This is a genomic window from Novosphingobium endophyticum, from assembly GCF_014640675.1.
Classification (GTDB): domain Bacteria; phylum Pseudomonadota; class Alphaproteobacteria; order Sphingomonadales; family Sphingomonadaceae; genus Novosphingobium; species Novosphingobium endophyticum.
Window position 1 is genome coordinate 68751 of record NZ_BMHK01000010.1, and the last position, 14974, is coordinate 83724.

At 65.8% G+C, this 14974-nt stretch carries 15 protein-coding genes; 7 read left to right on the forward strand and 8 right to left on the reverse strand.

Annotated features, from left to right (window positions below; translation table 11 throughout):
* Nucleotides 1–168 precede the first annotated feature (168 nt).
* Nucleotides 169–1074 carry an SDR family NAD(P)-dependent oxidoreductase gene (locus tag IEX32_RS09330; RefSeq protein ID WP_188770768.1) on the forward strand — a complete coding sequence of 302 codons (906 nt, stop codon included), beginning with the start codon at nt 169–171 and terminating at the stop codon, nt 1072–1074.
* Between the two features lie 74 nt (nt 1075–1148).
* Nucleotides 1149–1820, forward strand: coding sequence for a DUF4328 domain-containing protein (locus tag IEX32_RS09335; RefSeq protein WP_188770770.1), 672 nt, complete (start codon nt 1149–1151; stop codon nt 1818–1820).
* Here the strand turns inward: IEX32_RS09335 and IEX32_RS09340 are convergent, their stop codons facing one another.
* Genes IEX32_RS09340 through IEX32_RS09355 form a run of 4 tightly spaced genes read right to left on the reverse strand, consistent with a single transcriptional unit; the run spans nt 1821 to nt 4878 of the window.
* A complete protein-coding gene (locus tag IEX32_RS09340) occupies nt 1821–2192 on the reverse strand; it encodes a DUF2794 domain-containing protein (RefSeq protein WP_188770772.1) in 372 nt (123 codons plus the stop codon). It abuts the gene before it with no gap.
* Between the two features lie 5 nt (nt 2193–2197).
* Nucleotides 2198–2899: a serine O-acetyltransferase EpsC gene (epsC, locus tag IEX32_RS09345; RefSeq protein ID WP_188770775.1), complete on the reverse strand. Its 702-nt coding sequence runs from the start codon at nt 2897–2899 to the stop codon at nt 2198–2200.
* A 51-nt stretch (nt 2900–2950) separates the two neighbouring features.
* A complete protein-coding gene (locus IEX32_RS09350; protein WP_188770777.1) occupies nt 2951–3580 on the reverse strand; it encodes an HdaA/DnaA family protein in 630 nt (209 codons plus the stop codon).
* Nucleotides 3581–3594: 14 nt separating this feature from the next.
* Nucleotides 3595–4878 (reverse strand): heavy-metal-associated domain-containing protein, encoded by a 1284-nt coding sequence (locus tag IEX32_RS09355; protein ID WP_188770779.1) that lies wholly within the window; start codon nt 4876–4878, stop codon nt 3595–3597.
* A gap of 68 nt (nt 4879–4946) precedes the next feature.
* Here IEX32_RS09355 and purM point away from each other — a divergent pair, with 68 nt between their 5' ends.
* Complete coding sequence (gene purM, locus IEX32_RS09360; protein WP_188770781.1) at nt 4947–6041, forward strand: phosphoribosylformylglycinamidine cyclo-ligase; 1095 nt, start codon at nt 4947–4949, stop codon at nt 6039–6041.
* On the forward strand, nt 6034–6987 hold the full coding sequence (gene purN / locus IEX32_RS09365; protein ID WP_188770783.1) for a phosphoribosylglycinamide formyltransferase: 954 nt from the start codon (nt 6034–6036) through the stop codon (nt 6985–6987). The genes purM and purN overlap by 8 nt, the downstream gene beginning before the upstream one ends.
* Here the strand turns inward: purN and IEX32_RS09370 are convergent, their stop codons facing one another.
* The 4 genes from IEX32_RS09370 to IEX32_RS09385 all read right to left on the reverse strand — a co-directional run bounded on the left by IEX32_RS09370 (nt 6988) and on the right by IEX32_RS09385 (nt 9954).
* Complete coding sequence (locus tag IEX32_RS09370; RefSeq protein WP_188770785.1) at nt 6988–7233, reverse strand: hypothetical protein; 246 nt, start codon at nt 7231–7233, stop codon at nt 6988–6990.
* Between the two features lie 294 nt (nt 7234–7527).
* A complete protein-coding gene (ndk, locus tag IEX32_RS09375) occupies nt 7528–7950 on the reverse strand; it encodes a nucleoside-diphosphate kinase (protein ID WP_188770787.1) in 423 nt (140 codons plus the stop codon).
* Nucleotides 7951–8033: 83 nt separating this feature from the next.
* Entirely contained in the window at nt 8034–8471 is a 438-nt protein-coding gene (locus IEX32_RS09380) for a DNA polymerase III subunit chi (protein ID WP_188770789.1), read from the reverse strand.
* A gap of 19 nt (nt 8472–8490) precedes the next feature.
* Nucleotides 8491–9954, reverse strand: coding sequence for a leucyl aminopeptidase (locus IEX32_RS09385; RefSeq protein WP_188770790.1), 1464 nt, complete (start codon nt 9952–9954; stop codon nt 8491–8493).
* A 107-nt stretch (nt 9955–10061) separates the two neighbouring features.
* Between IEX32_RS09385 and IEX32_RS09390 the strand changes: the two genes are divergently transcribed.
* The 3 genes from IEX32_RS09390 to pdxA all read left to right on the forward strand — a co-directional run bounded on the left by IEX32_RS09390 (nt 10062) and on the right by pdxA (nt 14966).
* Nucleotides 10062–12335: an LPS-assembly protein LptD gene (locus IEX32_RS09390; protein ID WP_188770791.1), complete on the forward strand. Its 2274-nt coding sequence runs from the start codon at nt 10062–10064 to the stop codon at nt 12333–12335.
* A gap of 241 nt (nt 12336–12576) precedes the next feature.
* Nucleotides 12577–13935 carry a peptidylprolyl isomerase gene (locus IEX32_RS09395; protein WP_188770793.1) on the forward strand — a complete coding sequence of 453 codons (1359 nt, stop codon included), beginning with the start codon at nt 12577–12579 and terminating at the stop codon, nt 13933–13935.
* A gap of 20 nt (nt 13936–13955) precedes the next feature.
* On the forward strand, nt 13956–14966 hold the full coding sequence (gene pdxA, locus IEX32_RS09400; protein WP_188770795.1) for a 4-hydroxythreonine-4-phosphate dehydrogenase PdxA: 1011 nt from the start codon (nt 13956–13958) through the stop codon (nt 14964–14966).
* The last annotated feature ends 8 nt before the right edge of the window (nt 14967–14974 follow it).

Here is a 14974-nt window from a genome sequence, read left to right on the forward strand (position 1 = left end):
ATCGAGACTCGCCGGATTCGTTTCGCACCGCCTATGGCGCCGGGAGCGCGCGGGAGCAAGCGGCAGAGCGCCATATGGTGCATCGCGCTTTGCAATTGAACCGCACCGACGAACCTGCCATTTCGCCTGACGTTCATCGGAAAACGCGCCAAGCCGGAGTGCCGCGACATGACTATCTCCTTCGAAGGACAGGTCGCAATCGTGACCGGTGCCGGCAATGGCCTCGGCCGCGCCTACGCGCTCGAACTCGCGCGGCGCGGTGCGAAAGTCGTGGTCAACGACATCGGCGGCACGCGCGACGGAACGGGCCAGTCCGACGCGGCCTTGTCCGTGGTCGAGGAAATCCGCGCCGCCGGCGGTGAAGCTGTGCCCGATGGCGGCGACGTTTCGGACTTTGCGCAGATGGAAGCGATGGCGGCGCGCGCGAAGGAGCAATGGGGCGCCGTCCATATCCTGATCAACAATGCCGGCATCCTGCGCGACCGCACGTTCGCCAAGATGGACCCGGCCGATTTCGAGCTGGTCGTACGCGTCCACCTCATCGGCAGCGCCTTCGCCACCAAGGCGGTGTGGGAAACCATGCGCGAGCAGGGATACGGCCGCGTGCTGATGACGACGTCCGCTTCGGGGCTCGGCGGCAATTTCGGCCAGGCCAACTACGGCGCGGCCAAGGCGGGCGTGCTCGGGCTTGCCCGCACGCTCCGGATGGAAGGCGCCAAGCACGACATCCGCGTCAACTGCATCGCACCGACCGCCGGCACCCGCATGACCGCCGACATCTTTCCGGACGAGGCCTACAAGGCCTTCGAACCCGAAGCGGTGGTCCCCGCCGCCCTGTTCCTTGTCTCGAAGGACGCGCCCAGCGACGCAATCGTCGCGGCCGGCGGCGGCGTGTTCCAGAGCGCCTTTATCACCATGAACGAAGGCGTGCTGCTACCGGAGGGCGAACGCACGGTGGAAGGCTTCGCCAAGGCGTGGGACCGCATCCGCGACCGGCGCGGTGATCGTGTGCTGGAGAACGGCATGGAGCAATCGCACCACGCGCTGTCGATGCTGTTGAAATCGCAGGGCTAAACTCTGGCAAGGCGGATTGACGCGAATGCCTCGTCCGGCCAAGCTTCACTTGGCGCGTAGGGGAATCTCCAAGTATGTCTAGCTATCTTGCTAAGCGCGACAGCGCACGGCTAACGACATTGTCGCGCGTCGCGCAGGTATCGATTGCTATTTACATTCTGGTCTGGATTGTCGTGGCCGCCATAAGCGGCTGGATGTTGAGCATCGTCATGACCGAACCGTATGGTCAGGCGTGGTACATCGCCTTTGGTGTGCGCAGCGTTGCGATGGGGATCGGCATTCTCTTCTTCGTCGCCAGCGTACCTCCGATCCTTGCCTGGTTTCACAAGAGCCTTGCCAACTTGCACGACGCGGGCCTTTCCGGACTTTCGGTTCGTCCCGGGTGGTCCGTCGGCAGTTTCTTCGTCCCGGTGGCAAACCTGTTCGTACCATTTCTTGCCATGCGAGAACTCTGGAATCGGAGCCACGGCGAGGACGAATGGCAGGCCAAGGCGAGTGTCAGCGAGATCACGATCTGGTGGACATGCTACCTCGCGGGAACGCTGCTGGTCAGCTTTGTGACCTGCATCTCGCTATTTAATATCTTCACGAACGCCGGAATCGTGACGCCGGTCGGTGTCAACCCAGCACTTGAACTGACCGGAGTTTCGCTGTGGTGTATCTCCGCGCTGTTTCTGTTCCGCATAATCGGCAAGATCACCAAGGCTCAACAATCGCTCGCGGATGAACGACTGACGTTCGCCTGATCACCCCTCGACCACCTTCAGCAGCCTGCGCTCGAGCGGGCTCAGCACCCCGGCCAGTTCGTGGCCGCGCTTGAGTATCTGCCCGGCCTCGCCGAACAGCGTCCACATGCCCTGCTTGCCCCGCAGCGAGGGGCGTTTTTCTACGCGGGCGTGGGGGCGTTCGGCAGCGCGTCGGAAGGCGCAGAAGCTGGCGGCATCCTTGCCGAAGTCCATCGCATAGTCGCGCCACATCCCAGCGGCGACCATGCGGCCGTAGAGATCGAGAATGCGCGTCAGTTCCAGCCGGTCAAAGCCGACCTGCAGCAGCCCGCGCCGGGGGAACGCTACGACACTGCCGGGAAGCGAATTCGATCCTGCCGGACCCGCCGCCATCCAGGTCAGACGCCCTTGCAGGCAGGCTCGGACGACTTGGCGGCCTCACGCTCCGCCATCAGCGCCTCCACCTGCGCGCGCAGAACCTCGATCTGCTCTTCCAGTTCGTCGACGCGCTGGTTGGGAGCCGGTTCGCACGGTTCCTTGCAGGGCGTGCCGTAAGGCATAAATTCCTTGGCATAGGTTTCGGCCCCGACCAACGTCGAGCGGGCCTTGACGCCGATCATCGTCGCGCCTTCGGGCACGTTCTCGGTCACGACCGCGCTGGCGCCGATACGCGCGCGCTTGCCGATCGTGACGGGGCCGATGATCTGCGCGCCCGAACCGACGATGACGTTGTCCTCCAGCGTCGGGTGGCGCTTGCCGCCCTTGCCATTGGTCGGGTTCGATCCGCCCAGCGTGACGCACTGGTAGATCGTCACGTTGTCGCCGATCTCGGCCGTCTCGCCGATCACGGTGAAACCGTGGTCGATGAAGAAATTCCTGCCGATCGTGGCGCCGGGATGAATGTCGATTGCGGTCAGAAAACGCGAGAGGTGGTTTACCGCGCGCGCCAGAAAGAACAGCCGCGCCCTGAACAGGCGATTCGCGACCCGGTGCCAAAACAGCGCCCAGACACCGGGATAGAGCAGCACTTCCCAGCGCGAACGCGGCGCGGGGTCGCGCGCCACCACGGAATCCAGATAGCGGACAAGTTTACCCAGCATTGTCCGAATCTCCCATCAAAAGGCCCGAAAGGCAAGCTCCGCGAGGCGAAGCTAATTGTCTAAATCCTTCTGCGCGCCGCCTTTAGTCTCGATCAGGGCGTCGCGCCAGATGGCCATTGTCGGTGCCTGTTTACGCTCCAGACTGAGCCGGTCGACCGTTTCAACCAGCCGTTCAACCCCCAGATGGCTACGTTCGCACCGGGGTACAAGATAATCGGTTGCGGAATGGTCAAGAACGAGGCCGCGCATTTCCGCGTGGATTTCCATCAGCGCCGCCAGCATCTCGTCGTCCGGCTCCCCGATTTCGAGATCGAGCGCGGCGCCCAGGCGGGAGCGCAGGTCCGGCAGGGCGATGCGCCAGTCGCCCTCGCCGCTCCCAAGCCGCCGGTTGCTGACGATCAGCAGCGGCTGGCCCGTCTCCTGCGCGCGGTTCCAGCGGTGGAACAGGTCGTCCTCGCCCGCGCGCTCGGCATTGTCGACCGCGTCGCCGAGTCCCGTATCCACGAACCAGCGCGCCAGCAGCGACTTGCCCGAGCGCGCCGGGCCGGTGAGGATCGCGGTGCGGAAAGGCCATTGCCCCGGTTCGGACAAGGCATCGAGCACCGCCGCATTGGCATTGCCCACGACAATGCGCGGCGGACTGTCGCTCGCGGGGGAAAGCGGTAGTGCGATCTGCCTCATGGCGAGTGCCCTGCCTAGCGGCTGATCCTCAGGGTGCCATTGGCGCTCGAAACGTCCCAGCCCTGACCTTTCAACGCAGCCGCCAGCCTCTCGGTTCCGCCCGCCACCGACACGCGCATCACCGAAGTACCGCCGATTGCGAGGCTGACCGTCGCCGCACCGCGGACACCGGGCACGCCGCGAACTGCCGCCAGCGCGGCATCGACGGCGGCAGCATTGGGCGTGGCGAACTGCACCGACACGGTTTCGACCACGCCGGAAACGGCGCCCTCGGTCGCAACCGTGGGGGGCGCCTGCGGCGTCGCGGCCACCGTCGGCACGCCCTGCGGGACCATCTTCCGGCGCAGTTCCTCGAAGGCGCTGTCCAGCGCGGCGCCCGCGGCCTGGAGAGTCGGATCGGGCCGCAGCAGGCCCCGCTCGAGCCCGTCGCGATAGATACCGTCGATGCGGCTGACCGCCTGTTCGAGCATCGCCGGCACCTGCTCCTCGCTGGGGGCGGTGAGAACGAAGCTGGCGAGAAACGTGTTGTCGGGGCCGTGGCGGGCAGTGAAAGTGCCCCTGACCGGGCCTCCCGGCCACTGCCGCTCCAGTCGCGCGACAGGGATCACGACGTCGGCCGCCTCAAACTGGTTGAGCACGTTGCGCCACCACAGGCGGCTGCGCCGCCCTGGCTGTCCGGCCGTGAGAATCAGCGATTCGCCGCCCGCGCCCACCGGCCGCACGTAATCGATCGTGCTCTGCGCCGCCTGAAACTCGGCCCAGGCGCGCTGCCACGGGCCGCGCACTTCGAAGACCTGGCGCACGCCGCCGGAATAGAGCACCGGGATCACCAGGAGCGGAGCCGAGCGAATCGCCGCGCCGCCACCGCCGACGAACTGCCCCGCCTTCGCCTTGTCGAAGATCACGCCGAGCGTCGCGATATAGCGATGCTCACCGATCTGCTCGCGCTCGATGACAATGGAGGAAACCATCGCGTCGATCGATTCGAGCGGCATGTCCGGCCCGCCCAGCTTCTTCCAGGCTTCCTTCTGGGCCTGTTTCCAGCCGGCGATGCGCGCTTCGGCCCCGGTCTTGCCGGTGACGTTGACCTTGATCCCGTTGACCTGGATGTCCTCGGAATTGGCGAGCGGCGCGATACCGCGATCGCCCTCTATCTGCGCCACGAGCGCGGTTCCGCCGACCACGGCAAGCGCCAACGCGGCCAGGCCTGCCAGCACAAGGCCCCTGCGCCTCGCCGTGCCAGGAAGCGAACCGACGCGGCCGAGCCGCCAAAATCTGTGGGAGGTTGTCATCGCCATTGTCAAAGCCGGGGCCTTTTGCCCAAACGGCGATGGAAATCCAAGTCGTAAAGCGATAGGGGCGCGCAATGTCCGACGATAAGAGCTATTCGTATGAGCAGGCCGGCGTGTCGATCGCCGCCGGCAATGCCCTCGTCAAGGCCATCGCCCCGCTGGCGAAAGCGACCGCGCGCCCCGGCGCCGACGCGGACCTCGGCGGCTTCGGCGGCTTCTTCGATCCGCGCGCGGCCGGGTACAAGGACCCGCTGCTGGTGGCCGCCAACGACGGCGTCGGCACCAAGGTCAAGCTCGCCATAGACCATGACCGGCACGACCACATCGGTATCGACCTCGTCGCGATGTGCGTGAACGACCTTATCGTCCAGGGCGCCGAGCCCCTGTTCTTCCTCGACTACTTCGCCACCGGCAAGCTGGAGAACGGCGTCGCCGAGCGCGTCGTGGCCGGCATTGCCGAGGGCTGCAAGATGTCGGGCTGCGCGCTGATCGGTGGCGAGACGGCGGAAATGCCGGGCATGTACGCCGCCGGCGACTATGACCTCGCGGGATTCTGCGTCGGCGCCGTGGAGCGCGGCGAGCAGCTTACCGGCGACAAGGTTTCGAGCGGCGACGTGCTGCTTGGCCTTGCCTCCTCCGGCGTTCACTCCAACGGCTATTCGCTGGTGCGGCGCCTTGCCGAGGACAAGGGCTGGAAGCTCGACCGCCCGGCCCTGTTCGATCCCGAAGTGCTGCTGATCGACGCGCTGATCGCGCCCACGCGAATCTACGTGAAGAGCCTGCTGCCCTTCATCCGCTCGGGACGAATCCACGCACTCGCCCACATCACCGGCGGCGGGTTACTCGAGAACATCCCGCGCGTCCTGCCCGATGGCCTCCACGCGCGCATCGAGGCAAGCGCCTGGCTCCAGCCGCGCCTGATGGCCTTCCTCCAGGCCCAGGGCCACATCGAGCCGGCCGAGATGGCGCGCACCTTCAACTGCGGCATCGGCATGGTCCTGGCCGTCAGAGCCGACGATGCCGCCGCGCTGCAGGGCGAGCTTGAAGCCGCGGGCGAGACGGTTTTCGTGATCGGCGCCATCGAACCGGGCGAAAAGGGCTGCACCGTGCAGGGCAAGGCCGAGGTCTGGTCCGCGCGGGAAAACTGGGAGGCGGTCCACCTTGCCTGACCGGGCAAAAGTCGCCGTCCTCATCTCCGGCAGCGGCACCAACATGGCGGCGCTGCTCTACGCCAGCCGCGACGAGTCCTGCCCCTACGAGATCGTGCTGGTGGCGTCCAACGACCCGGCGGCCAAAGGTCTCGCGCTTGCCGAAGCCGAAGGCGTTTCGACTTTCGCCCTCTCGCACAAGGGCATGACGCGCGCCGCGCATGACACTGCAATGGATAGGGCGATCCGCGAATCGGGTGCGCAATGGATCGCGCTCGCCGGTTACATGCGCATCCTGACGCCCGAGTTCGTGGCCGCGTGGGAAGGCCGCATGGTCAACATCCACCCCTCGCTGCTACCCAGGTACACCGGACTCCATACGCACCAGCGCGCTCTTGACGCCGGCGACCTGCAAGGCGGCGCGACCGTCCATCTCGTCACGTCCGAACTCGATGACGGCCCGATTCTCGGCCAGATTCCCGTGGCGATCGTTTCCGGCGACACGCCCGAGAGCCTCGCCGCGCGCGTGCTGATCGCCGAGCACCAGCTTTATTCGCGCTGCCTCGCCAAACTGGTGACGCGTGAAAAGAGCCCGGAATGGCTACTGGAGCGCGTGCGCGAAAAGGCCATGGCCATGCCTGAGGCGGACGAAACCCTCAGTCACGGAATGCCCTGCTTCGGCATCGTCAAGGGCAAGAAGTTCGCCTATTTCAGCCGCGACCACCACGGCGACGGCCGGATCGCGCTGCTGGTCAAGATCAGCGGCGTCGACGAGCAGATCATGCTCATCGAGCAGGACGAGCGGCGTTACTTCCGCCCCGCATACTTCGGCGACGGCTGGATAGGCATTCGGCTCGACATCGAGGGGACCGACTGGGATCTCATCGGCGAGCGCCTCGCGCGAAGCTGGCGGTCAGTGGCGCCGCGGCGGCTGACCGCGCTGATGGATGCTGCCGACGGGTTCTGATCAGACCTCGGAATAGTCGACCAGCGGCCGGCTTTCGCGCGTGCCGCGATAGTGCTTGTCCGGATCGTTCGGATCGCCGGCGATCATCACATGGTCGTCGTGGACTTCGACCAGGGTGCCGACGAAGGGGAACCCTTCGAGGCTGCCATTGACGCGAAAGCTCACGGTATCGCCGACCTTGAACGTCTTCTCGTCGAAGTTGAACTCGAACGGACAGGCTTCTCCCGCCTCACCCATGTCTTGCATTGAACGTCTCCCTCGCGAGGGAGTCTAGCGCAATGAAACGTGCTCGATCAAATGCAAAGGTGCGCTCGGCACCTCGACACGCGCCATCCCCGAAGTCAGCAGGGCCGCGATGAATGATACCCCTGCAGCGATCACGAATGTCTTCCCGTTCATGAAGAACTCCCATCCTCGATTGAAATGTCATGCGATGGGCGACCACTGACCGTCAGTTAGCCATGACCGGCGCCGGGCTGCAAAAGAAAAGGCCGCCCAAACGGGCGGCCTCCGGCATTCTTAACAAGAATTAACCCAAATTCAGCCGACGATCTCTTCCGGCTTGAAGAAGTAGGCGATTTCGATCGCGGCGTTCTCATCCGAATCCGAACCGTGGACCGAGTTCGCCTCGATCGATTCGGCATAGGACTTGCGGATCGTGCCCTCGGCGGCATCGGCCGGGTTGGTGGCGCCCATCACGTCGCGGTTGCGCTTCACCGCGTCCTCGCCCTCAAGCACCTGCACCACAACCGGGCCGGAGACCATGAAAGAAACGAGATCGTTGAAGAAGGGCCGCTCCTTGTGGACCTCGTAGAAACCCTCGGCCTGTTCCTTGCTCATCTGGATGCGCTTGGATGCGACGACGCGCAGGCCCGCCTCTTCCAGCATCTTGGTGACGGCGCCGGTCAGGTTGCGGCGGGTGGCGTCGGGCTTGATGATCGAAAAGGTGCGGGTAACCGCCATGGCTCATTGTTCCTTGCGAATTGTGTTATGCGAAGTCGGGCGCGCCCCTAGCCGGGAACGCTCCGGACCGCAAGCACCGGGCATCAGCCGGCCTGGACCCAGCGGCCGCCTTCCTGCTTCCAGTAAAAGTGTTCGACGCCCTCACGGCCGCGCAGATCGCGCCAGACCCCGCGCGCCTGCTGCACGGTGGCATCGCCGAACAGATAGAACGTACGCGCGAAAGGCGTGTCCCCTTCGCGCCACTGGCCATCTGCAATGGCAAGGAACCGCGCGCCATTGGCGGGTTCGGCCCGGTCGGAGAGCAGGATCGGCTGGCGCTCTTCCTGCCCTTCGCCGGCCTCGCCGTTGGCAAGAAAGGCCTCGGCGCCCGCGGACCACAACGCCTGCCGAATCCGCTGGCGCTGCTCGCCGTCGGCCGAGACGACGAGCAGCCGCTCGCCCGAGGCGATCACCTTGCCCGCGATCAGCGGTAGGGCCACTTCGGCGGGATCGCGGCTGAGCTGGTAGAAATCGACCCGCATCGGCCGCGCCCCCCCCCCCTTAACCTTCGAGAGTGTCGCGCACGAAGCGGTCGAGCAGACGCACGCCGAAGCCGGTGGCCCCCTTGTCCCAGGTCGCGCCCGGCTTGTCGGCCCAGACCATGCCCGCGATGTCGAGATGCGCCCAGGGCGTTTCGTTCTCGACGAAGCGCTGGAGGAACTGCGCCGCCGTGATCGAACCTCCGAAACGGGTGCCGATATTTTTCATGTCGGCAATCGGGCTGTCGAGCTGCTTGTCGTAGGCCGGCCCCATCGGGAAGCGCCAGAGCCTGTCGCCCGACGCGTCGCCGGCGGCCGAAAGCGCGGCGGCAAGCTCGTCATTGTTCGAAAAGAGCCCCGCATATTCATGCGCCAGCGCGGCGATGATCGCCCCCGTCAGCGTCGCGAGGTCGACGATCTTCGCCGGGGCGTATTCACGCTGCACCCATGTGATTGCATCGCACAGCACGAGCCGCCCTTCGGCGTCGGTATTGATGACTTCGATGGTCTGGCCGGACAGCGACGTCACCACGTCCCCCGGACGCTGAGCATTGCTGCCCGGCATGTTCTCGACCAGGCCACAAACGCCGACCACGTTGGCCCGCGCCTTGCGCAGCGCGAGCGCGAGCATGGCGCCGGCCACGGCGCCCGCGCCGCCCATGTCCCACTTCATGTCCTCCATGCCCGCCGCAGGCTTGATGCTGATTCCGCCGGTATCGAACGTGACGCCCTTGCCGACGAAAGCGACGGGCTTTTCGCCCTTGTCCCCACCCATCCATTCCATCACCAGCAACCGGCCCGGACGGTCCGAGCCCTGCGCCACGCCGAGCAGCGCGCCCATGCCGAGTTCGGCCATTTCCTTGTCGTCCAGCACGCGAAGCCTGATGCCGGTGCCGGCCATGCGCTTTTCGCAGCGTTCGACGAAACTTTCCGGATAGATTGTGTTGGCCGGCTCGGTGACCAGTTCCCGCGTGAAAGCGACGCCCTCGGCCACTGCCATTTCGATCGCCCATTGGTCGGACGCGTCCGCGGGCGCACCGATTACCGAAATGCCCGAAAGCGTCGGCTTCGCGTCATCGGCCTGCTTTGTGCGATAGACGTCGTGACGCCACGAGCGCAGCACCGCGCCGAGCAGCGCGCCGGCGACGTCCTCCGCCGAGAGCCCGGCCCCGGTCACGTCCAGCGCCAGCGCGGTCTCGCCCGAAGTCAGGTACCTGGCGACCACGGCGGCGCCGGCCTTCTCGATCGCCGCCCTGCGGTCCTTGGCCGAAGGCGCGCCGATCCCGGCGAGCACGACGCGCACGACCTTGCCGTCCCGTTCGACAAAGCCTTCGAAAACCTGCCCAGCCTTGCCCGAAAAGCGCGACTGCTTCGCGCCTTCGGTCAGCACCGGTTCCAGATCGGCGGGCATAGCATCCTGGTTGACCAGACGGGCGACGAGACGTTGGGAATTGGGAGCTGCCGCTTCTAGGAACTGGATATTCATGGATTCTCCTGGCTTCAGCCGATCTGGAAAGCCGGTAAAGGCACAAGCTGTGCGCTTCGCCGCATGACTGGATTGCAGTTAGGCACCGGCGGTGCGATAGGCAAGTGATGCTCCCCGCCGTGCCGCCCTTGCAGCAAGCCTGTTCCCGCCGCTTGCGTCCAATCCCGATGAGCATTGCAGCCGCAGGCTTCGCGATCCTGGCCATTTCCGAAGGGGCATTGGCGCAGGACGTTTCCGCTGCGACCCAAAACACCCCGCCCGCGGCGGAAGAGAGACTTCCGATCGCCTTCGAGGCGGATACGCTGGAATACGATCAGAATAATGATTCGGTCACCGCCAGCGGCAACGTCGTGTTGCGACGCGACGGGCAGTCGGTGCGCGCGGATACCGTCACCTGGAATCGCGGCACCGGCCAGATCGTCGCCACCGGCGATGTGCGCGTCCTCGACCGGGACGGCAACCAGCTCTTCACCGACCGCATAGAGCTGACCGACGAGCTCAAGACCGGCGCTATGGAGAACATGCTGCTGGCCCTGCGCGAAGGCGGACGGCTCGCGGCGGCCGACGGCGAACGCCTGCCCAATGGCGACGTCATCCTCAACAAGGCCGCCTATACCGGCTGCGACGTGGTCGATAGCGAAGGCTGCCCCAAGAAGCCGAGCTGGCGGATCACCGCCAAGCAGGTGATCTACAGCGAAGACCGCAAGCGCATCAGCTTCAGGGGCGCGCGGCTGGAGCTGTTCGGCGCGATCCAGTTGCCGCTGCTGGGCCTTACGGTGAGCACGGTCGGGCAGTCCGTTTCCGGCTTCCTGGTGCCCGATTTCCGCCTCTCGCCGTCGAACGGCGTCGAGATCAGCGAAACCTATTACTGGAAGATCGCCGAGAATCGCGATCTGGCCGCGACGGCCTATGCCTATACCAAGGCCGCGCCGATGGCCTCGCTGGAGTATCGCGCCCTCACAGGAAGCGGGGCATACCAGATCACCGGGTACGCCACGGCCAGTAACCGCATTCCCATCTTCGGTTCGTCAGGCAACGGCGGCGAAAACGCGTTTCGCGGCTATGTCTTCGCCAACGGCCGGTTCCAGCTGGATGAGAACTGGAGCGTCAGCGGCTCCATCCGCCGCGCTACGGACCGCACCTTCCTGCGCCGCTACGACATCAGCCGCGATGACCGCCTGCGCTCGATGGTCGCGGTCGAGCGGATCGATCAGGACAGTTACTTCTCTTTCGCCGGCTATGCCACGCAGACGCTGCAGGCGGATCGCAACCAGGGCCTGATCCCGGTCGCTTTCCCGGTGATGGACTACCGCCACCGCTACGAGGATCCGATCTTCGGCGGCAAGATCGAAACGCAGCTCAATACCCTGGGCATAACCCGCACCGATGGGCAGGATACGCAGCGCGCCTTCGCCAGCGCGCAGTGGTCGCTGCGCAAGCTGACGCCGCTGGGACAGGAAGTGACGCTGACCGGGCTCGTGCGCGGCGACGTCTATCACTCGGACGAGAACGCGGCGACGAGTACCCTGATCTACAGGGGCGATCCGGGCTGGCAGGAACGCGGCATCGCCACGGCCGCCATAGACGTGAAGTGGCCGTTGGTCGGCCAGATCTTCGGCGGCACCCAGGTGCTCACCCCGCGCGTGCAGCTCGTCGCCAGCCCCAATTTGAAGAACCTGTCGATTCCCAACGAGGATTCGCGCGCGCTTGAGCTGGAGGACAGCAACCTGTTCTCGCTCAACCGCTTTCCCGGCTACGACCGCATCGAGGACGGCGTGCGGTTCACCTACGGGGTGGACTGGCAGTTCGAACGGCCGCGCTGGCGGATCAAGACGAGCGTCGGCCAGTCGATCCGGCTGAGCGACAAGCCGACGCTGTTTCCCGACGGGACCGGACTCACCAACAAGGCCTCCGACATCGTCGGGCGCACCGAGGTGCGCTATCGCAACTTCATCAAGGTCATTCACCGCTATCGCGTCGACCAGAACAGCCTGGCGGTGCGCCGCAACGAGTTCGACGCGGTCGTGGGCAACAACCGGACCTACCTCGAACTGGGCTACATCAAGCTCAACCGCGACATCGCCAGCGACATCGAGGATCTTCAGGACCGCGAGGAAGTGCGCGCGGCCGGGCGTGTCGCTTTCGCCAGATACTGGTCGCTGTTCGGCTCCGCCGTCGTCAACCTGACCGACCGGTCGGAGGACCCGGTCTTCGGCTCGGACGGATTCCAGCCGCTGCGCACGCGTATCGGCGCAGCATATGAGGACGACTGCATGCAGATCGCGTTGACCTGGCGCCGCGATTACGAGGCTACAGGCGACGCGCGCAAGGGCAACTCCTTCCAGCTGCGTTTCAGCCTCAAGAACATCGGCCTGAAGTGAGGACGGACCCTCTCGGCGACATCGGGCGCAGGGGGCCGGCGGGAATAGCGCTGCCTTGCCGGCCCCCAGCCGTTGGCACGCCCGGTCAAAGCCGCTATCGGGTGTGCTCATTTTCGGTTAAGCCGCAGCACGGCAGGAACAAATACAGCTGCGGCAGGCATGTGCGACGCTCAAGGGCGTTGCGCCTTTCCTGCCCGGGCCAATCCGGTTGAGGCCGGTCGAAAACGGGATCTATATCACGGTGCAAGCAGTCAATCGCAGCAAGTTCATCAAGCGGGCGTTCCACGCGTTCGGCGCCATCGTCGCTCTCTCGGGCGGTGTTGCGGGCACGGCAGCCTACGCCCAGTCCGCGCCGCAGGGAGCGATCGTCATTCCAGACGACGTGAAGATCTTCGGCAACGACAATCCCAACGTGCGCCGCGCCACTGCCGTGGTGAACGGCTCGGTGATTACCGGCACCGATGTCGACCAGCGCCTTGCTCTGATCCTTGCCGCCAACCAGGGCCAGATCAGCGATGAGGAGAGGCAGCGCCTGCGCCTGCAGGTCCTGCGCAACCTCATCGACGAAACGCTGCAGATCCAGGAAGCCAAGGCTTCTGACATCGAGGTTTCGCAGGCCGAGGTAGAACAGTCCTATGCCCGCGTGGCAGCGCAGAACTTCAACCAGAACGTCGGCGCGATGGACGCCTACCTCAAGCGCGTCGGTTCCTCGCCGGAGTCGCTGAAGCAGCAGATCCGCGGAGAGCTTTCATGGCAGCGCCTGCTCCAGCGCAATGTGGCGCCGTTCATCAACATCTCCGACGATGAAGTGAACGAGGTCATCGCGCGCCTCAAGGCCTCCAAGGGCACCGACGAGTTCCGACTGGGCGAGATCTACCTGGCCGCCACGCCGGAAACGCGCGATCAGGTCCACAACAACGCGTCGCAGATCGTGCAGCAACTGCGCGAAGGCGGCAGCTTCGCCGCCTACGCCCGCCAGTATTCGCAGGCCTCGACAGCCGCGGTCGGCGGCGATCTGGGCTGGATCCGTCTGGCCCAGCTTCCCGGCGAGCTCGCCACCGCCGCGCGCGAGATGCAGCCCGGCCAGTTGGTCGGCCCGATCGAGGTCCCCGGCGGTTTCGACATTCTCTATCTGATCGACAAGCGCCAGGTGCTCACCGCCGACCCGCGCGACGCCCTGCTCGCGCTCAAGCAGATCTCCATCAACTTCCCCAAGGGCATCACCGAGGCACAGGCCAGCGCCAGGGCGGAGCAGTTCGCCAAGACGATCCAGACCGCCAAGGGCTGCGGCGACGTTGACAACGTGGCCGCCAGCATCGGCGCCCAGGTCGTAGCCAACGATCAGGTCCGCGCCCGCGACCTGCCCGGCCCGATCCAGAACGCGGTGCTCCAGCTCTCGCCGGGGGAGACGCTGCCGCCCTTCGGTTCGGTCGATGAGGGCGTGCGCGTACTGATGCTCTGCGGTCGCGACGATCCGCAGGTCGACGGCGGGCCGAGCTTCGACCAGCTCATGGCGCAGATGGAGGATGACCGCATCAACAAGCGCGCGCAGATGTACCTGCGCGACCTCAGGCGTGACGCGATCATCGAATACAACTGACCTCGAAGGGAGCCGCTGACATGGCGAAAGCGGCCCCGCTCGCCGTATCGCTGGGCGATCCCGCGGGGATCGGCCCGGAAGTGATCGCGCAGGCCTGGGCGCGACGCGAGAGTGCCGGGCTGGCACCGTTCTTCGCCGTCGGTGGCGCGGGCGTTCTCCTCGCGGCAGCCCGCAGCCGGGGCATCGATCTTTCGACCGTCAGGATCGCCGATCCCGCCGAAGCGGCGGCGGCTTTCCAGAGCGGCCTTCCGGTCCTGGGAGGCGAGGATTGCGATCCCACGTTTGGCGCCCCCAACCGGGCGGGCGCGGAACTGGCGCTCCATTCGTTGAGCCGTGCCACCGCGCTTGCCTTGTCCGGCGCGGCGGGCGCTGTCGTCACCGGCCCCATCGCCAAATCGAAGCTCGCAGAAGTCGGCTTTACCCAGCCCGGACAGACCGAATTCCTCGCTGACGCCTGCGAGCTGCCGCATGAAGACGCGGTGATGATGCTGGCCGGCCCCTCGCTGCGAACCGTGCCGCTGACGGTCCATACGGCGCTGGCACAGGTTCCGGGGATGCTGTCGCAGGAGCTGATCGTCCATCGCGCGCGCATCGTCGCCCGCTCGCTCGCCCGCGACTTTGGCCTGAAAACCCCTCGCCTCGCGGTCACCGGCCTCAACCCTCACGCCGGAGAGGACGGGCGCATGGGCAGCGAGGAGCAGCGGATCATCATGCCCGCGATTCAGGCGCTTCGGGCCGAAGGGCTCACGGTCACCGGCCCGCACCCCGCCGATGCGCTGTTCGCGGCACACGAGCGCGGAAAGTACGACGTGGCGCTGTGCATGTACCACGACCAGGCGCTGATCCCGATCAAGACGCTCGATTTCGACCAGGGCGTGAACGTCACGCTCGGCCTGCCTATCGTGCGCACTTCGCCCGATCACGGGACGGCCTTCGCCATCGCCGGCAAGGGCGTGGCAAGCGCGGGCGCGATGATTGCAGCCCTCCGCATGGCCGGCGAGTGTGCGGCACGGCGGGTAGAGGCCCTCTGATCCCCTTC